We start from the raw sequence: 19,401 nt of genomic DNA, 5'->3' as shown, positions 1-19,401 counted from the left end.
GGATAACAGGATTTTTTTATTACGTTTCAAGTAAAAAACGGATTTTCTTTACGCTCTTCCTCGATCGTCGTAGGCATTCCATGCCCTGGATAGATCCGCATATCATTTCTTAGACTGAATAATTGACTTTGAATACTATCCAGTAATTGTTCTCGATCTCCTCCTGGTAAATCCGTTCTTCCCATACCTCTTTGGAATAAAGTGTCTCCAGCTATTGTAAAACGCTGATTTCTAAATACAAGAGAGACACTTCCTGGAGAATGCCCAGGAGTATGACGCACTTCAAATGAAAAAGGTCCTATTTCCATCTGACCGCTTTCTAGCGTATAATCTGCTGGACGAGCCGTTATTTGTCCCATTTGGAAAAAACCAGAACCGTTTTTTGCTGGATCACTCAGCCAATCACTTTCTGCATCATTCAAGTAAACAGGAACATTGTAAGCTTCTCTTACTGCATCCACAGCACCTATGTGATCAAAGTGAGCATGGGTTAATAACACGCCTATAACCTTTAAGTCTTTTTCTTTTAAAAAAGCTTCTAATTTTGGAAAATCGCCCCCGGGATCCACAACTAGCGCTTCCTTATTTTGATAGACAATGTAAGCGTTTGTAGCCATTGGTCCCAATGGCAATCGAGAAATATTTAACAATGGGTAGACACCTCTCATTTAATTTAATAAAATACGGATAGATAACTCGACAATTTCATTTTTATATTATAAAATGAATAAGGATTGAACTAAGCTACATACATTATAACATCCTTGTTATGAGGATGATAATAAAGAAAAGGGATTTAGGGGGTGCTGATCTTGGTCACAGCTATTCTTCTTTTACTCGTTACAATTCTATGTGTAATTGCGGTTTTCCGTGAATTGAAAACTAAAAACTTCTTCGCCGTTTTATTTGCTGGTGCATCAGCATTGATGTTTGGTTGGTTCTCAGTAATGACAATTTATTCCAATCTTTTCAGTTAATGAAATAAAAAAGTGTGATACTTACTTTAAGTATCACACTTTTTTTATATTCATTACTTGTACACTCTGTATAAGCATCTTCAAATGATTAATCTCCAGGTTCAATAAGCTGTTTATTCTTATTAAAGAAATATCTGTACATAGCGAGCGTTACAAACATAGCGCTGATGGATACTGAGGAAAAAATACTTAAGGATATAACCAGCTGATATTTAATAGCCATTACTGGTTCAACCCCTCCCAGTATTAAGCCAGTCATCATTCCCGGCAGCTGAACCAGTCCAATGGTTTTTAAACGGTCCACGTTTGGAATAAGAGCGGCATGCAGCGTTCTTTGTACAATCAAATGAGAGGCTTGTTTTGGCTCAGCTCCCAGAGAAAGCGCAGCGAGCAGCCGTCCATTGTTATCTCTAAATTCACTTTTCATTCTTTCTAATGCCAGTCCCATGGCTACCATACTGTTACCAATCACCATCCCGCTCATAGGAATAACTTCTGAAGGACGGAATTGTACCATGTCAAAGACCAGCCACATTGTGAGGACACTTCCCTCGACAAATAAAAGACTTACAAAAATGACAGGTAATACATAGGGAAGCTCTTTTCCTTTTTGTCTTGCATGAAAGGTAGCAATAATAATCATTATTCCAACCATTAAGGGGATCCCCACACTGGCAGGCAGATCAAATAAATAAGTCAATATGTATCCAATTGCAAATAACTGAACTGTGCCCCTGAAAGCAGACCATAACACATTTTTACCCAATCCTAATTGGTAAAAATAGGAGAGTGTTAAAGGAATAATTACAAAAATGATAAGAAAAAACAAAGACTGATTTGAGACTTCTGGCGTCAAAGCGTTCACATCCTCTATCCTTCAATAAATTTAAGCAGTTTTTCGTTTTTTGGGTGGTCAAGTATATCAGGAATCGTTCCATCTTCCTGAAGAGTTCCATCCATAATAAAGAGACCTCTGTCACCCAGTCTTCGAGCCTGACTCAAATTATGAGTGACCATCACCATAGTCATTTCATGTTCCTTAATTAATCCTTCGAGCACTTCTTCAATTTCTTCAGCGGTTTGATAATCAAGTGCGCTCGTTGGCTCATCAAGTAACAGAACCTCGGGTGAATTTGCAAGTGTACGGGCTAATGATACACGCTGCTCTTCGCCACCAGACAAATGGCTTACATCTTTATGAAGATAGGAGGATGGAAGCTGTACATATTCAAGTAAGGTCTCAGCATTCTTATCTTCCCACTCCCCGAATAATGAAGGACCATATTTAATATTATCTAACACTGTCCCCGGAAAAAGATGGGGTGCCTGAAGTACCAGACCTATTTTTTTCCTTAGTTTAGTTACTGGATATTCTATTATTGGTTTTCCGTTAAAATAAATGGTCCCACTATCGGGTTCACTTAAACGATTAAATAAATATAATAACGTGCTCTTACCCGCGCCTGAGGGGCCAAAAAGGATTACTTTTTCATTTTTCTCGATCGTGAATGTAAGGTTAACTAATGGATCTTGACTGACTTTCTCGAAACGAAACATAAAATTACCTCTCTTTAATTAATGAGTATCTTTGTATCCTTACCCTTGGAGCACAAAAAATATGTAACCAAATGTAAAGAGCCGTCATGAGAGATTCATGACGGCCTTTAGGTTTACTATTATTGATCTCCACTCTGTCCGAAATCGTAAAACCGGAACAAATCACCGTAAATAATATTGTCTGAATACTGCAGTTCCTGATCGACTTTCTCTTTAATAGGAGTACATTGATTTGCTTTCTCTCCCTCTAAAGGAGCTCCGCTCTCACGGTCAAAGCAAGTTCCATCTGCGAAGATATATTTTTCACTCACAAAGCTTCCATCTCTCATAGCAATGAAGTCCTTGCCTTTTTCTGCAAACATGTTGTCTCCAAAGGTTAGATCCTCTTCATTGTTAATTCCTAATAGATGTAACAGGGTAGGCTTAACATCAATTTGCCCCACTACCTCTTCACGTACTTCTCCGTTTTCATATCCTGGAATATGAATCATGAAGGGTACTCGCTGAAGCTGAGTGTGCTCATAGGCGTTTATTTCTTTTCCTAGAAATTCTCCTATTGCTTTATTATGAAATTCACTAATTCCGTAGTGATCCCCCATTAAAACAATGATTGAATCTTCATAAATACCTGAAGCCTTTAGCTCCTGGAAGAATGACTGCAATGCTTCATCCGTGTAGCGTGCTGTTTGAAAATAATGATTCAGAGTCTTAGAGCCAGAATCATACTTATCAATATTCGCTTTTTCTTCCGGTAGTTCAAAAGGAAAGTGGTGCGTTAACGTTATAAACTTGCTGTAGAAAGGCTGATCCTGTTCTTTCAAGTACTTAATGGATTGGTCAAAGAAAGCTTTATCTTCAAGTCCCCAGCCAAACGAATTCTCCGGCGTGACGTCAAAGGATTGTTCACCATAGAATTGATCGTAACCAAGATTGTCGTACATGACATCTCTATTCCAAAAGCTTTTGTTATTTGAGTGGAATACAGAAGTTTCATAGTCTTCATTATTTAAGATTTCAGGAAGGGAATGGTATTCATTCTGTGCATGTGTAAAATAGACGGCTCCCCTTCCGAGTGGATACAAAGAATTCTCAATGATAAACTCTGAATCAGATGTTTTCCCCTGTGCTGTCTGGTGATAAAAGTTCTTAAACCATATAGTGTCTTTGCTTTCTTTTAAATCGTTCAGGAATGGGGTTGCTTCTGTCCCATTAATTTCCGAGTCAAATAAGAAGTTCTGGAAAGATTCAACACTAACAAAAATTACATTTTTATCTTCTGCAATTCCGTGTAAAGGTACATCCTCGTTATTACCATCCGGGGAGTTACTGTCTAAATACGACTCAATTTCGCTGATTTCACTTCCGTCTGCAAGTACACGCTGGGCTTTTGTTTTAGTTTGCATTGAAGCATCGTATAAATGGTAGTTGTAAACGCCAATATTCTTCACAAGATATTCTCTGTCAAAAGCGCGCACAAAAAGCATTGGCCGCTCCATTTCAGCGAGTACTACATTACCAGCCAACAGCAGGAAAGTAACAGCTGTAGCAGCAATTTTACCAGATTGAGGTAAACTAATGGATAAACCAAACTTCCTTTTACTTAAATACCAAATAATTGCAACATCTAGAAATAGAAGGACGTCCTCCATATGCAGAAGTGTTAAAAAGCTTCCGGTAAGGTCTGCTGCATTATTTCCTTGAAAAAGAACTGGAATGGTAATAAAATCTGTAAAATTCCGGTAGAATATTAAATTAATGAACAGGATGAGTGATCCAATAAGAGATGTCCATCTCAAGTATTTCATCTGTCGTGCAGGATTAAGCCAAACACTTATAGCAAAAATGAGGTAGGCACTCGCAATTGGATTTATCAGCAGAATAAATTCCTGTAATGGATTTTCAATGGATAAGTCGAACATAAGCCGGTACACTAGATATGTCTTTATTCCAAATAAAATCGTAGCTATTATAAATAAAGGCATGCGAAACTTATTCATTTGCATGTTGGTTCCTCCTCAAAAGTAAACCCCTCTGGTTAATTCTTTTACTTATGTTTAACCAGATCTTCTAACTTCCTTTACATTTTCCACTTATAATGTTTTATTAAACAGTTTCATTGTATATGACGAAAATTCTATCACAAAAGTTTCAAAAAAAGTAGGTTTTAAGAAATTTGTTAGATGATTGTTAAGTGTAAGTAATGCTCACGACATTATCCAGTATATGTATGGGGACTGTTATCATATGAAAAGAAAGGTGGAGCTTAGCCAGCTCCACCTTTTATTGATTCGCTTTAACTAGAAATGCCGCTCCGATTACTCCGGCATCATTACCTAACTTTGCCAAACCAAAGCTTGTTGCTTCATACGTTCTCCGTAAAGCATATTTTTTATAAGCTGCTTTCAAAGGGTCCAACAATTGGCTTCCAGCCTGTGAAACTCCTCCGCCTATTACAATTTTTTCAGGATTAATCGCAATAGCAAGATTGGCGATTGTCATTCCCAGCAGGTCCGTAACTTTTTCAATCACCGTCCCTGCCGCTTCATCTCCCTGCTGTGCCGCTTCAAATACATCTTTTGCTGTCAGCTGATCAGAAGGGATGTTTCTTAAGATGCTGCCATGAGTGTTTTCAATACTCTTCTTGGCTAATCTAACAATTCCTGTGGCTGAAGCTAACGTTTCCAGGCAGCCAGTTTTACCGCAATTACAAGGAGCTCCGCCTTCAGGTACTACTGTAATATGTCCAATTTCACCTGCAGTACCATTAACTCCGTTTAAAATCTCGCCATTAGCTATAATACCTCCCCCAACACCAGTGCCTAGAGTTATAGCAATTAGTTCACGGGCTCCTTCACCAGCCCCTAGCCATTTTTCTCCTAGAGCTGCAAGGTTGGCATCGTTATCTACCCATACAGGAAAGCCGGTTAATTCGCTCAATATGGCCCCAAAATTATAATTTTTCCAACCAATATTCACGGCTTCATGGATAAAACCGCTATTTGGATCCACAAACCCAGGTGCTCCGGCGCCAATTCCGGCGACTTGCTTCTTATCAATATGTAACTCTTCTAAAGATGCCTCTAAGGCATGATGAATATCTTCAGGGATCCTTTCTCCACCATTTTCTCTATCTGTACGAATCTCCCATTTTTTAACAATCTCGCCATTGGCTTTGATAATGGCGAGTTTCACCGTAGTACCGCCGATATCAGCGGCAAGAAATATATCTTTTTCCATTTAACATTCCTCCCCTTGCTGACGATCTTTTTCCCTTGCTATTTCTCCTCTTAATAATAAAAGAGCCATTTGAAAATCTTCTTTCTCCATACATTGGGAGCGATAAAGTTCCTTTACTTCATCTTCCATCAATTCTAAATCAGCCAGACGATCGCCTACATAAATGTAAGTACCGAACTTTTTTAAGTGCTGTTGAATATCATAAATCGTTTTCATAATTTTATCACCTAATTCATTATATCAATAGCAGCGTGGAATGAAAATGTAAAACCCTGACCTATTCATCGGTCAGGGTCTTTGGGATGCAAGAAAGCCGGTCGTCTATTCTTCAAGGGAATCGGAGAACGGAAGAGTACATCTCGAAAAGGTTTCCAGGAAAAAGGAAGAAAAGGCCATAAATAAGGTGTTTTAAATGTCTGCATACGTGACAGGTAAATTAACCATAGTGTTACCCCTATGACATATCCTTTTACTCCAAATAACCCTGTAAAAAGTAATAATGCTAGTCTCGATAATCGATCAGCGAGTCCAATTTCATAACTTGGGGTCGCAAAAGTACCTATTGCTGCCAATGATAAATACAATACTACTTCACTCGAGAAAAGCCCTACATCAACAGCCACCTGCCCAATTAAAATAGCTGCCACAAGTCCGAGTGCTGTCGCCAGTGAAGAGGGTGTATGAATAGCAGCCATCCTTAACATGTCAATTCCTACTTCAGCAATTAAAAATTGTAGAAGTAGAGGCACAACCCCAGAGTCGGTCGGTCCAACGAACGATAAATTTTCCGGCAGAAGGTCAGGCTGCATGGAAAACAAAAAGTAAAGAGGCAGAATAAAAATTGAAGAAATAAACGCAATAAACCTGATCCATCGCAGGTAGGCTCCCACAAGTGGTTTCTGACGGTATTCTTCTGCGTGCTGCAGATGGTGCCAAAAAGTTGCCGGAGTTATCATAACACTAGGAGAACCATCTATAATGATAAGAATATGTCCTTCATAGAGATGTGCTGCTGCTGTATCAGGCCTCTCCGTATAGCGAATTACTGGATAAGGATTCCAATGCTGTCCGCTTATAAACTCTTCAATTGTTTTTTCAGCCATTGGCAGGGCATCAGTATCTATTTCTTGAAGGACTCTCTGCAAATGCTCAATCCGTTCTGGATCTGCAATATCCTTTAGGTAACACAAACAGACGTCTGTTTGTGATCTACGACCGATTTGAGTATATTCCATACGCAGTGACCGATCTCTGATCCGCCTTCTCGTAAGAGCTGTATTAAAAACAATGGTTTCTACAAACCCATCTCTTGAACCCCTGACTACTCTTTCTAAGTCAGGTTCTTGAGGACTGCGTACAGGGTAGGTCCGGGCATCTATCATTACGATTTCTTCCATACCTTCTACCACTAACGCCGTAGGTCCCGCTAAAACTGTGTCCGCTGCTTTATTAAGATCTTTTTCCTTATCTAATTCAATATAAGGAAGGTGAGTCTCCAGGAGCTTAGTTAAAGGGTCAGGATCTAATTGGTCAGGATCCAGTCTTGAAAGAAGCTTCATCAAATAGTGAAGAATATCGTCTTTAACAAAGCCATCGACCATAAATAGAGACATACCTCTGCCTGCATAAACAAGGTCTAGATGAATCATATCAAAGCTTTCTTCTACCCCTAGACGATCTCGGAGGTAGGCCACATTCTTTTCATAATTATCAAACAAAAGTTGCTTCTCTTGCATGTCGCACCTTCTTCCATTCCTCATAGAAGTTAGCTTTTGTTAAATTCAAGAAAACATACTTATATAAACAAATTGGGTGCAAGCATACTTAACTTTTAAGGCATGTCCTCATCTTTTTCTTCATAACTATCTATATACTGCTTAAATACCGAATAGATGACGTCAGGAGGTGACCTTATGAAAAAAGTGTGGCTGTACTGGGTATTGGGTCCATTAGTATTCGTAATTGTATTAACTCTATATTCAAGTTATTTCAAAGATGATGCTGTTATCAAATACTTCCCACTTGCTCAAGAAAGTACCTTCAGTTCTTATGACACTAAATTGGAATTTGAATCTCCACAGGATGAAGATGAGTACGAAATAAAATGGGAGATGTTTTCGGAGAGCAATCAATCTATGTATTTACGACAAGACGTATCGTTATTATATGTTAACGGAAGGTTAAAGGGAATCATGAATAAGTGGAAGGAAAATGCTTCTGTAATAGAAAAAAAGACCAGCCTTCATGGAGAGGATAGTAAGAGGTATGAGGCGATTAGTTTTCACCATGGGGAAATTCATGAAGGAGAAAAACCGATTCAAAGTATTCAGGCTACTTCAAACGCCACTCTTTATGTAATTGATTCACCGTTAACCAAACGTTCTTCATTTCATGTACCTTCCACTCCTGAAGAAAAAGAGTGGAAAGAAACACTGGACCATAGCATCACACAGCAAATCGAAGCCCAGTGGAACGAACTGCTCCGGTATTATCAAGTTCCTAAAGATCAATATACTCTTGTACCTTTAACACAACTTGGCGATTTTAAAGGAAAACCCTTCCCGGGGACCACAGAAGAAAACTACGAACGTATAAAAGGTCAGCTATGGGAAGGACTGTACAAAAATTATATTTTGGGGATTTCCGATGCAGAATCGTCTCATCCTATTCAAAGTTATATTCCTTTAATTCTTTTTGATAACAATGGCAAACATTTAATGGTTCTGTTTGAAGATGATACAGGAAAAAAACATCAATTAATTCAGTACTATTGAAGTTCCTCGGTTAACTCCTGGAAATCCTGATTCTCAGGCCTTAAATCTGCTGCTGTTCGGGCATGCTCGATAGCCTTATTTTTCTCTCCCTTTTGCTGATAAAGCAAAGCTAAGTTATAATGAGCCTCCCCCATATCAGGGGAGAGCTCAACGACTTTTTTTAAATCCTTTATCGCTTTTTCAGGTTTACTTAATTGATTATAAGCGTAGGATCGATTAAACCTCAATTCTGCTTCATATTTACCAGGATCAGCTAAAGCGTCAGTGGTTATTGAAACGACCTGGGAGTACTCTCCACTTTCGTTCAAATCTTGTGTTTGCTGTACTTGCCCCATTCTCTCGCCATCGTTAAACAGCCCTTCACTTCCTATAAAGGCCATCGTACCCATAATAACGATATAGCCAGTAAGAGCAATGCCCTGGATCCACTTGTCGTTTCGCTTAGGTAGATTAAACGCAGCGGAAGCGATAAAACCTCCTATTAAACCTCCCATATGAGCGCCGTTATCGACTTGAGGAACCATAATTCCAAAAGCAATATTTAATGCAATAACGAAGATTAAATTCCAACCCATCGTTTTAAAAAACAATTGTCTATGACGAACTCCAAAATAAAGCAAAGCACCAAATAATCCAAAAATAGCTCCGGAAGCACCGGCCGCTACATGAGGATTTAACATGAAACTTGCCACTCCTCCAAAAATACCGGCCAAAAGATAGATCACGGAAAAGCGCCAGGTTCCATAAATACGTTCAACCGCGATGCCGATATAATATAAAGCGAGCATATTCATTAAAAGGTGAAGCAAACCTATGTGAAGAAACATAGAGGATCCTATGCGCCACCATTCACCTTCCATGATAGCCGGATTATACTTTGCGCCAAATTCAATCAATGTAGAAACGGATGTCGTACTCCCCTGAGATTCCACAAACATAAATAGAAGAATATTTACAGCCAGTAAAATGTAAGTCATTTGAGGTTTGCCGAATTGAAATAAAGACTGTATTTCCTGCTGCTTTTTCCGATGATTTGAAACAATTTGCTGCTTTAAATATGGAATCATGGCTTCCATTTCATTATGGGATATTCTTTGTTCCAGCATAGGTTCCTCGAGTCTTAAAGCTTCATAAAACCGCTTCCGTTCATTACCTTTATTCTCGTCTGAAAAATAATATAATTGAACGTTTAATCTTTTATCTTTGTTCATTTCTGAAACTACATTTTCCCATTCCTCAACAGGAGGAAATTCAGATACATAAATCGTATGGAGAACAACATTTCCACCGCGATAAATTTGCCGATTTTGCTTTAACTGTTGATATGTAACTTGAAGATCTCTTTTTAGTTCATTTCTCCAATTAATTTGCTTATATTTGATTCGGATCACGTGGTTCTTCCACTTACCTGAGTACTCAAGCCAAGCTTCTTTATGTTCTGTATTAATATGAAGAACTTCACACCCTTGATTCAGTACAAGGTCATGAGTTACCTTCCAGAAATAAAAATCCTGTTCGATAAACATAGACTCACCTCCTTGATCTCTTTATCATATCACGAGGAATTCAACCATTGCCATAAGTACGATTGACAAAAAAAGCTGCCTTTATGGCAGCTTAGAGTCAGGTCTTTGAAACATCTGGGCAAGCAACTTCCTTCTTACCCATGGCACACTCATGGAGGTTTTAACCATACCTCTTCTAAGTAGAGGTATTTTCGTAACAATATCTAGTAAACGGTAACGAAACTTAAAAGCTCCATAAAGAATGGAGCTCACAAACAAAGTCCATTTCAGAATTGGGTGCAACTCATCCACCTCATTTTAAACATTAGTTGATGAGTCTATTTTCACCAGATCCACACTCGTTATGCATCCTTATATTTATTTAAGACAGGTTCCATTGATTCTTTCAGGATAGATGCGGAACGGCTGAATTTTTGTTTCTCTTCAGAATCAAGGTTTAACTGAATTATTTCTTTTATCCCTTTACGATTAATAATGGCCGGTACACCTATATACAAATCATCTTCTCCATACTCTCCTTGAAGATAACCTGAAATAGTCAATACAGCATTCTCATTGTGCAGTATGGCGCGGGTGAGACGAACGAGCCCCATAGCAATCCCGTAGTGGGTAGCCCCTTTACGCTCAATAATATGATAGGCAGCATCTCTCACTTGTTCAAAGATGGAGTCGAGATCCTCTACATGATATTTTTCAGGATGATCATGTATCCGATCAAATATAGAACGACCCGCTACATTAGCATGGCTCCAAACGGGTAATTCAGAATCTCCGTGCTCACCCATAATGTAAGCATGGATATTTTTCGAGTCCACTTCGAAGTACTCGCTTAACTGAAATCTCAATCTAGCGGTATCCAATATTGTTCCCGAACCAATCACTCGATGTACTGGAAGCCCTGAAAACTGCCAAGTCATATAAGTTAGAATATCCACTGGATTTGTAGCAACTAAGAAAATACCATCAAATCCGCTGGACATGACGGATTCAACAATGGATTTGAAGATGGATGTGTTTTTTTCGACAAGATCTAAACGAGTTTCACCGGGCTTCTGATTAGCTCCGGCCGTAATGACTACGATATCAGCAGAACTGCAATCATCATAACTACCAAACCAGATTTTCTTATTGGAAGGCGCAAAAGCTAATCCATGATTTAAATCCATGGCATCTCCTTCAGACTTCTCCTTATTTAAATCAATAAGTACTAATTCATCTGCAACGCCTTGATTCAATAAGGCGAATGCATAACTAGACCCTACGGCCCCCGTACCTATCAAGGCCACTCGGTTTACTCGTTCCATGCCATCAACTCCCTTGAATATTTTGTTATACTCATTGTAAATCATACAATAGAAATTATGGAATGCACACTCTCATTCTTTATGAACGTTTTGTTAAGGATGACTGGTTTTAGATAACCCTTTTTCCGTTAAAATGTGATCCACCCTCTGGTCAAACTTCTCTATTGGCAGAGAAGAGACCTTTTGTGCCTCGGAAGCGATCATGATCGTCTCTCCATAAAATTCCTCTAGAAACCTATCATAATACCCACCGCCGTAACCTATTCTGTAGCCATAATTATCAAAAAGGAGTCCCGGAACTAAAAGCAAATGAATCTCTTCCTTTTTTACCTTCTCAGCAGCTGAAGGATCTGGTTCTTTCAACCCAAAATAAACTGTTTCTAACTGGCTATAATCTTCCAGTTTATAAAAATTCATTTCTTTAGTCTTAGGAATACATTTTGGCACCACTACCTGCTTATGCTCCTTCCACCCCTGATCAATAATAGGATATGTAGACCATTCATGTTCCTGAGATATAGTCATACCTATCATTTTCGCATTTTTCCATAGCTCACTTTTGAATAAATGCTGATATAGAGCTGTTTGAATCGAATCTTTATTATCTCTTGAAAGGTTATTTAATATGTGTTTACCTCTACTTCTCCATTCTTTTTTATCCATAACCCCAATCTCCTTTTAGAATTGGCTATCTTCAAAAATAAAATGAACAGCTGACTTTGAAGAGTCTTAAGTATAAGGATCTGTTAGCCTTTGGCGTTCAATAATAATTCAACAATCGGGAGCTTTACTGAAATTAAATAATATAAAAAAAACAGTAGGAAATAATCCTACTGTTTTATTTAGTCTCACGGTGCAAGGTGTGTTTACCTAGACGAGGACTAAATTTACTTAGTTCCAAACGCTCAGGGTTTTTACGTTTGTTTTTTGTAGTAATATAATTACGGTCACCTGTTTCAGTACAAGCAAGTGTAATGTTTACACGCATTGTCTATCCCTCCAAATTCAATCTTTTCACTATATCATCTATTTCATCAGACTCTATTAATATTAACAAATTACCTTATTCCTTTCAAGTATGATTTTTCAGTGGTCATACATACATTTAAAAATAAGGATACATTGGATGCTCTTCGAAACTAGTTGCATTTTCTCTGTTAAGAAGCAGAAAGCTGTTCCAAATGAACAGCTTTCTGCTTCTTATTTATTTAAATCATAAGATTTACCTTTTACAAGATAAAATATATTCTCCCCTATATTCGTAATGTGATCAGCAAAGCGTTCAATATATCTGGCTACATAGGAAATTTGCATAATGTGTTGGATTTGCTGGGGATTTATAGCAGTTAATTCTAATGTTTCCCTTACAATTTCCCCATATTTTCTATCGACCACATCGTCCATTTCTGCTAATTTACTTGCTAAAGATATATCCTCATATTCAAAAGCTTTAACTGCTAAGTCCACCATATCCATGGCTAGTACAGCCATTTGTCTTAGTTCAGGATTAATTTCAATTCCATGATCCTCACCCAGGTGAATAGTTGCCTTGGCAATATTTGTACCGTGGTCAGCCATTCGTTCCAAATCAGATGATATTTTAATAGCTGTTATTAAACGTCTCAAATCACGAGCAACTGGCTGCTGTTTAGCAATTAGCAAAATCGCATCTTCGTTTATCTTATCTTCCTTAGCATCAATAACTGCATCATCTTCAATAATTTTTGCAGCTTTACTAACATCTCCCTGATAAAAAACATGAATCGCAGTATCAAGTGAATACTTAGAATCAAGGGCCAATTCTTTTATCTTTTCTTTCAAATCATTTAATTCTTCTTCAAAATGTTGACGTATAGAGACCATTAGTTTCCCCCCTCAAACTATTACTTAACCGAACCGTCCTGTAATATAATCTTCCGTCCGCTTATCTTGAGGGTTTTGGAATAAATCGTCTGTTTCAGCGAACTCAACCAATTCTCCGTTCAGGAAGAAAGCTGTTTTATCAGAAATACGGGCAGCCTGCTGCATGTTGTGCGTCACAATAATAATACTATATTTTTTCTTAAGCTCCTGGACAAGTTCTTCTACTTTTGATGTAGAGATTGGGTCCAGTGAAGAAGTTGGCTCATCCATCAGAATGACGTCAGGCTCAACGGCCAATGCACGAGCAATACATACACGCTGCTGCTGACCGCCAGAAAGGCCATACGCATTTGCGTCCAAACGATCTTTCAATTCATCCCAAATAGCAGCATCTTTTAGACTTTTCTCAACGATTTCATCTAGAACTTCTTTTTTCTTAATTCCGTGTACTCTTGGTCCATATGCTACGTTGTCATATACAGATTTAGGAAATGGATTAGGTGACTGGAATACCATTCCTACTTTAGTGCGTAAATATTCCTGTTTAAAGTTTCCATTAAAAATATCTTGATCACGATATTTAATGGAACCGGAAGTTTTAACAATGGGTACCATTTCTACCATACGATTTAACGTTTTAATAAAAGTAGACTTACCACATCCTGAAGGACCAATAATAGCTGTTACACGTTTTTCTGGAACATCCATATTGATTTCATAGAGCGCTTGATTGCTTCCATACCATAAATTCAAGTCTTCTACTTGCATAACATTTTTACTTTCTCTCTTTTGTTGTTTATCTTTTCTATCAACGACAGGCTTTGAAGTTAAGCCACCTGTCCTTGTTTCCTGTGTTTCTTCACTGATTTTAGTCACTGTGAAACCCTCCTCATCCTTAATTAAAGACGCTGTTGAAATTTGTTACGAATCAATACGGCAATCGAGTTCATTAGTAGCAGAACTGCTAGGAGTATGATAATCCCAGCTCCGGCAACAAACTGCCATTCCTCTTGCGGTCTTGCTGTCCAATTATAAATCTGGATAGGCATAGCCGTATATTTTGCAAGCAAAGAATCCGGAAGCGTATAAATGGCTGTAGCAGCTCCTACAATTATTAATGGTGCCGTTTCGCCAATAGCTCTTGAAAGGGCAATAATCGTACCTGTCAAAATACCTGGTAGCGCTGCGGGCAGAATCACACGAGCAATTGTCTGCCATTTAGTTGCCCCCATTCCTAAAGAAGCTTGATGGAGATCAATAGGTACAGACCTCAAGGCTTCCTGAGAAGCCACCACGATAACCGGAAGAATCAGCAACGCCATCGTTAAACCTCCGGCAATTAACGTATATCCAAAGTTAAAAATGTAAACAAAGAATGTAAGACCTAGTAAACCAAAGACAATGGAAGGAACCCCGGCCAAGTTTGAGATATTCACTCTAATAAATTCAGTAAATTTGTTTTGTGAGGCGTATTCTTCTAAATAAATAGCTGACGCTACCCCGATGATAACAGAGAAGATCGCAACTATAGCCATTAACATAATTGAACCTATCATTCCTACCCAAATTCCTGCTTCTTCTGGGTAAGGAGCGGGGCCACTTGTTAGATAATTCCAGTTTAAATAACCAATTCCTTGAGTCAATACGCGGTAAAAAAGCAGTACTAGAAAGATAAGACCAACTGAGGTAGCCAAGAAAAATAACCCCGCCATAATCTTATTTTTTAATACTCTGCCTTCCATCCGTTTCTTGATACCTTCTTCATTTTGCCCAAGCATTAATATTCCTCCCTGAACTTACGTGAAATATACTGTGCTAACAAATTCATACCCAGAGTGAAGACGAATAACGTCATTCCAACTGCATATAAACTGTAATAGATCGTAGAGCCAAACGTTGTATCCCCCGTAGCAGCCTGTACAATAAAAGCTGTCATCGTCTGAATAGATTCCGTTGGGTCAAACGTTAAGTTCGGCGTAGCTCCAGCCGCAATCGTTACAATCATTGTTTCCCCGATTGCTCGAGAAATTGCCAGTACAATCGAGGCCACAATTCCCGAGAGCGCTGCCGGAAGTACTACCTTATATACAACCTCGAGCTTTGTCGCTCCAAGGCCATAAGCTCCTTCACGAAGTGCGTTAGGTACAGAGTTCATCGCATCTTCCGATAAAGATGCTACCATTGGAATAATCATAATTCCAACAACAAACCCACCACTCAAAGCGTTGAAAATGCCAAGATCTGGAATAATACTCTGGAACATTGGTGTGACGAACGTTAAAGCAAAGTAACCATAAACGACAGTAGGGATTCCTGCTAAAACCTCTAGAATTGGTTTAATCACACGTCTCACCTTGTCATTGGCGTACTCACTCAAAAATATGGCAGACATAAGACCTAATGGTACAGCGACAACTGTGGCTATCAGCGTAATGAGTAAGGTTCCTCCTATTAATGGTGCAACCCCATACTCTCCTGACCATGGTGACCAGCTTGTGCCTGTATAGAAATCAATTATTGATACATTAGAAAAGAACCCGATCGACTCACGCAATAAAGTAAATAATATACCGACTGTTGTTAATACACTGATAATAGCGCACAACAATAAAAACCACGGAATAACCTTCTCTATTCGCTGTCCGAACGTGGTCTTTTGTTTATTTCTTTCAATTAAATCCTGGACATTCAATTTATTTCCCTCTGATTGTAAACCTTTGTCCATTTTCAAACTCCTCTCATCCATAAGGCAAGGTGAGACCAGTACCTGGTCCCACCTACCCTTTTAGATTTTAAAATTCAATTACTCAGCCCAGCTTTTTGCTTTGTCAAGCTGTTCTTGATATTTTTCTTCAGGAAGAGCAACGTATCCAACTTCTTCAGCAGCTTTTCCTGCATTATTTAATGTGTACTCAACGAAATCACGAACTTGTGGCTTGTTCTTATAAGCCTCTACATTCACATAAGTGAAGAGTGGACGAGATAGTGGTGTATAAGAACCATCCTGGATTGTTTCACCAGTAGGTTTTACAGGCTCAGCATCCCCTTCAGAAATCCCTAGGACTTTAAGAGAATCTTTATTCGCGGCGTAGTAGGCATAGCCGAAGAATCCAATAGCGTTAGGATTATTTTCAATACCACGTACTAGAGTGTTGTCATCTTCAGAAAGTGTAGTATTTTCTCCTTCTTTCATTGGATTCTCTTCAAGAACTACTTCGTTGAAGTAATCGAAAGTACCTGAGTCATGTCCTGGAGCAAAAATTTCAATTTGCTCTTCAGGCCAGTCCGGGTTTATGTCGGACCACATTTCAGCATCAGAAGATTCAAGGAAAATTTGTCTAAGCTGTTCGATGGTTAGATTTTCAACGAAATCGTTTTTAGCACTTACTGTTACAGAAAGACCATCGTAAGCTAGTTCTAGGGGCTCAAGCTGTACGCCATTTTCTTCAGCTTGTTTCTTCTCTTCTTCTTTAATTTCACGAGAAGCATTACTTAGGTCAATTTCACCTTTTGTAGATTTCTTGAAACCACCGCCGGAACCTGAGCTGTTTAGAGATGTCTCAACTTCTGGAGCCTCTTCACGGTAGCTGAACGTAAGGTTTTCCATGATTGGGTAGACTGTAGAAGAACCATCGATTGCAATTGGACCAGCAACTTCTTCTCCTGATTCTTCAGTAGAACTTCCCTCACTACCTGAGCTTTCAGAATTTCCTTCGTCACCGCTGGCATCGTCGCCAGAACCGCCGCATGCAGCAAGTACTCCAAGAACTAAGATGAATGCAAACAATAATGCAAAACTTTTCAAGTTTTTCACTTCTTTCTCCCCCTATTTCTAAACATGTATTATGTGATGCCGGCCTAACCAACTCACATTTTATATATTAAAGAAATAGTTTTAAGGACATATAAATCAAACGTAAAGGTTTTGTAAATTGGTCGATTTTTATCGTATTTAGTATTTTTGGGTAATAAAAAAGACTGCCGAGTCAGTATCGGCAGTCTTTTAATGTGTAAATATTCATTCTTCCTTATTTTCTACATCGCTTTCTTGAGGTGAAGATGCCCCAACACCTTCTTTTTCTCTTTTTTCCTTTAGATCAAAATAAGCTTTTCCTATTCGGGCACCAATTTTGTTACTAATACCAGTTGTAGGCGTATCATTCCCTAAATAAGGAGTAACGACTGAAAAAGCGACTTCAGGATCATCGTGCGGAGCATACCCAATTAACGTTTTGTTTAACAAATTTGATTTAGAAGCTTGTGCTGTTCCTGTTTTGCCCGCCATATTGTATTTGGCATAAGAGGGGGCGGAAAACACGCTGCTTGCCGTACCTTCATTAGTCTGGAATACCTGCCTGAACCCTTCTTGCACACGCTCAATATAGTCAGTATCCATTTCGAGCTGATTAATGATTTCGGGTGAATAATCTTTATAGATCGGTCCTAATCCTTCAGAAGAAGTCGAAGGATCGTGGATTTCCTTTACCAGCTTCATTTTAAGCCTGCTTCCACCATTAGCTATGGTAGAAACATACTGATTTAACTGCATGGCCGTGTAAGTGCTGTATTGACCGATAGCAAAGTCTAAAATGTTACCATCGCCCGGATTTTCCCCCTCAAACCCAGTTTCTTCATATGGAAAATCAAGACCTGTTTCTACACCTAAACCAAATTGATTAAAGTTGTACAGAAAGGTTTCAAATGTATCATCCTGTAAATTGATGGTACTCCCATATTGATAACCAAACTCTTCGCCCAAGTACATGGCAAGAAAATACATATAAACGTTAGATGACTGTTGAATCGCAGATATATCATCTACCACCCCTATATTTGGAGTGTAGGAGGACTTCTCACGGTCCGAAGAGATTTTTATGGCACGGTCATTTACCGTCTGCCCAGGATCAATAGCTCCTTCGTGTAAACCTGTTAAAATCGTTGCTCCTTTGACCGTAGAACCGGACATATACGCGTTATAGACAGCCTGATGAGAGGTGTCCGAGAAGCGCTCTTCTCCTTCTTCCAAGTTTCGATTATACTTTTGTCCAGAAATGGCTAGAATCTCACCTGTTTGGGGATTAGAGACAACGGCTACTGAATTCTCGAGATGCTTATTCTCATTAGGTGCCTGCTGAATAGCACTCTCTAGTTCTTCACGCAAGATTTGGTCAACTTTTTCTTGAAGTTCTACGTCGAGGGTGAGAACTAAATCTTTTCCTCTCTCCCCTTCACGTATCACTTTCGAATTAACTACATCATTATTTTTATCAATTTCATACTGAACTTTTTCTTTAGTTCCCTTTAACACCTGTTCATACTGCTGTTCAAGACCGCTGGTTCCTACCCGGTCGTTTCTACTGTAGTCCAATGACATAAAGTAGTCCAAGTTATCCCGTGGTATCCCTTGTTCTCTTGAAGTTATATTCCCTACATAATTTCTGAACGTATTACCATAAGGATATTCTCTTTCCCAATCAGACGTAACGTTTATTCCAGGGAGATTCCCCAAGTGCTCCGCCACGGAAGAGTATTCCTCATCAGAAATGTTTGAATTTTTTATAATGTGAGGGGAAAGAGCGTATGCTTTGTCCAATTCTTTTTTTATGGCGATAACTTCCTTAGTCTGATTGTCATAAGAAGTCACTTCATTTTCCTTAATGCTATCGATTTGGAGCTGGTAAACCTCGCCATTATCCATCTCTTTTGTATCTTTATCTTTTATACGATCAACCACTTCTTCTCTATTCTTTAAGAAGAAATATTCTTTTAAGTCACGGGTGCTAAGCTTGCCTTCAAACTCCATGTTGATATACTGTGCCAACTTTTCTGCCAATTCAAGACGATCTAGTTGTTTTACTCCCTTAGGAGGAGTATAAGTTATCGAATATAGAGGCTCATTATTTACTACTACCCTTCCATAGCGGTCGTACATTTCTCCTCTGGGCACGGGTATATTTGTAGTTGTGTTTTCTGTTCGATCAATTTCATCCTGGGCTTCTTCTCCATTAAGAATTTGAACTACCCCAAGCTGAAGGATGATTGCTCCAAATAATAGAAATACAATAAAAAAAACCATATTTAAACGAAAAGGAAGATGGGTTTTTTTCTTTCCTCTTTTCATATCGCCAGCCATCTATGTTCTCCCCCAATTTCCACAAAATTC

Annotated in this window: 19 protein-coding genes; 2 read left to right on the top strand and 17 right to left on the bottom strand. The window is 38.8% G+C overall.

Translation table 11 applies throughout. The features are described from left to right. Window positions 1-26 precede the first annotated feature (26 nt). Window positions 27-650, bottom strand: coding sequence for an MBL fold metallo-hydrolase (locus tag BMZ06_RS00805; RefSeq protein ID WP_089749179.1), 624 nt, complete (start codon window positions 648-650; stop codon window positions 27-29). Window positions 651-812: 162 nt separating this feature from the next. Here BMZ06_RS00805 and BMZ06_RS00800 point away from each other — a divergent pair, with 162 nt between their 5' ends. Continuing rightward, window positions 813-977 carry a DUF2759 domain-containing protein gene (locus BMZ06_RS00800; protein WP_089749177.1) on the top strand — a complete coding sequence of 55 codons (165 nt, stop codon included), beginning with the start codon at window positions 813-815 and terminating at the stop codon, window positions 975-977. A gap of 88 nt (window positions 978-1,065) precedes the next feature. Here the strand turns inward: BMZ06_RS00800 and BMZ06_RS00795 are convergent, their stop codons facing one another. The 6 genes from BMZ06_RS00795 to BMZ06_RS00770 form a co-directional block, all read right to left on the bottom strand. Continuing rightward, on the bottom strand, window positions 1,066-1,833 hold the full coding sequence (locus tag BMZ06_RS00795; protein WP_089749175.1) for an ABC transporter permease: 768 nt from the start codon (window positions 1,831-1,833) through the stop codon (window positions 1,066-1,068). 14 nt (window positions 1,834-1,847) lie between these two features. Then, window positions 1,848-2,534, bottom strand: coding sequence for an ABC transporter ATP-binding protein (locus BMZ06_RS00790; protein WP_089749173.1), 687 nt, complete (start codon window positions 2,532-2,534; stop codon window positions 1,848-1,850). A gap of 119 nt (window positions 2,535-2,653) precedes the next feature. After that, entirely contained in the window at window positions 2,654-4,537 is a 1,884-nt protein-coding gene (locus tag BMZ06_RS00785; RefSeq protein WP_089749170.1) for an LTA synthase family protein, read from the bottom strand. 277 nt (window positions 4,538-4,814) lie between these two features. Then, a complete protein-coding gene (locus tag BMZ06_RS00780) occupies window positions 4,815-5,771 on the bottom strand; it encodes an ROK family glucokinase (protein WP_089749168.1) in 957 nt (318 codons plus the stop codon). After that, window positions 5,772-5,987: a YqgQ family protein gene (locus BMZ06_RS00775; RefSeq protein ID WP_089749166.1), complete on the bottom strand. Its 216-nt coding sequence runs from the start codon at window positions 5,985-5,987 to the stop codon at window positions 5,772-5,774. Between the two features lie 65 nt (window positions 5,988-6,052). Continuing rightward, a complete protein-coding gene (locus BMZ06_RS00770) occupies window positions 6,053-7,507 on the bottom strand; it encodes a spore germination protein (RefSeq protein ID WP_089749164.1) in 1,455 nt (484 codons plus the stop codon). Window positions 7,508-7,684: 177 nt separating this feature from the next. On the opposite strand from BMZ06_RS00770, the gene BMZ06_RS00765 reads away from it, so the two are divergent. Next, window positions 7,685-8,545: a hypothetical protein gene (locus BMZ06_RS00765; protein ID WP_089749162.1), complete on the top strand. Its 861-nt coding sequence runs from the start codon at window positions 7,685-7,687 to the stop codon at window positions 8,543-8,545. Here the strand turns inward: BMZ06_RS00765 and BMZ06_RS00760 are convergent. The 10 genes from BMZ06_RS00760 to BMZ06_RS00715 all read right to left on the bottom strand — a co-directional run bounded on the left by BMZ06_RS00760 (window position 8,539) and on the right by BMZ06_RS00715 (window position 19,371). After that, a complete protein-coding gene (locus tag BMZ06_RS00760; RefSeq protein WP_089749160.1) occupies window positions 8,539-10,071 on the bottom strand; it encodes a rhomboid family protein in 1,533 nt (510 codons plus the stop codon). The two genes, BMZ06_RS00765 and BMZ06_RS00760, sit on opposite strands and share 7 nt — an antisense overlap. 341 nt (window positions 10,072-10,412) lie before the next feature. Then, window positions 10,413-11,375 (bottom strand): L-lactate dehydrogenase, encoded by a 963-nt coding sequence (locus tag BMZ06_RS00755; protein WP_089749158.1) that lies wholly within the window; start codon window positions 11,373-11,375, stop codon window positions 10,413-10,415. 93 nt (window positions 11,376-11,468) lie between these two features. Then, window positions 11,469-12,038 carry a 5-formyltetrahydrofolate cyclo-ligase gene (locus tag BMZ06_RS00750; protein WP_089749156.1) on the bottom strand — a complete coding sequence of 190 codons (570 nt, stop codon included), beginning with the start codon at window positions 12,036-12,038 and terminating at the stop codon, window positions 11,469-11,471. Window positions 12,039-12,213: 175 nt separating this feature from the next. Beyond that, window positions 12,214-12,363, bottom strand: coding sequence for a 50S ribosomal protein L33 (gene rpmG / locus BMZ06_RS00745; protein ID WP_089749155.1), 150 nt, complete (start codon window positions 12,361-12,363; stop codon window positions 12,214-12,216). Between the two features lie 212 nt (window positions 12,364-12,575). Continuing rightward, window positions 12,576-13,238 (bottom strand): phosphate signaling complex protein PhoU, encoded by a 663-nt coding sequence (gene phoU / locus BMZ06_RS00740; protein WP_089749153.1) that lies wholly within the window; start codon window positions 13,236-13,238, stop codon window positions 12,576-12,578. 24 nt (window positions 13,239-13,262) lie between these two features. Next, entirely contained in the window at window positions 13,263-14,006 is a 744-nt protein-coding gene (pstB, locus tag BMZ06_RS00735; protein ID WP_224893081.1) for a phosphate ABC transporter ATP-binding protein PstB, read from the bottom strand. Window positions 14,007-14,137: 131 nt separating this feature from the next. Further along, window positions 14,138-15,016 (bottom strand): phosphate ABC transporter permease PstA, encoded by an 879-nt coding sequence (pstA, locus tag BMZ06_RS00730; protein ID WP_089749148.1) that lies wholly within the window; start codon window positions 15,014-15,016, stop codon window positions 14,138-14,140. Then, the gene (gene pstC, locus BMZ06_RS00725) at window positions 15,016-15,963 is read right to left on the bottom strand and encodes a phosphate ABC transporter permease subunit PstC (protein WP_089749146.1); all 948 of its coding nucleotides are present in this window, start codon (window positions 15,961-15,963) and stop codon (window positions 15,016-15,018) included. The genes pstA and pstC overlap by 1 nt, the downstream gene beginning before the upstream one ends. Window positions 15,964-16,041: 78 nt before the next feature. Continuing rightward, window positions 16,042-17,052, bottom strand: coding sequence for a phosphate ABC transporter substrate-binding protein PstS family protein (locus BMZ06_RS00720; protein WP_089749145.1), 1,011 nt, complete (start codon window positions 17,050-17,052; stop codon window positions 16,042-16,044). 204 nt (window positions 17,053-17,256) lie between these two features. Continuing rightward, window positions 17,257-19,371 carry a peptidoglycan D,D-transpeptidase FtsI family protein gene (locus tag BMZ06_RS00715; protein WP_089749143.1) on the bottom strand — a complete coding sequence of 705 codons (2,115 nt, stop codon included), beginning with the start codon at window positions 19,369-19,371 and terminating at the stop codon, window positions 17,257-17,259. Between the last annotated feature and the right edge of the window lie 30 nt (window positions 19,372-19,401).

The organism is Halobacillus alkaliphilus (assembly GCF_900113125.1).
GTDB lineage: Bacteria > Bacillota > Bacilli > Bacillales > Halobacillaceae > Halobacillus > Halobacillus alkaliphilus.
This window is presented reverse-complemented; position numbering and strand designations above follow the sequence as displayed.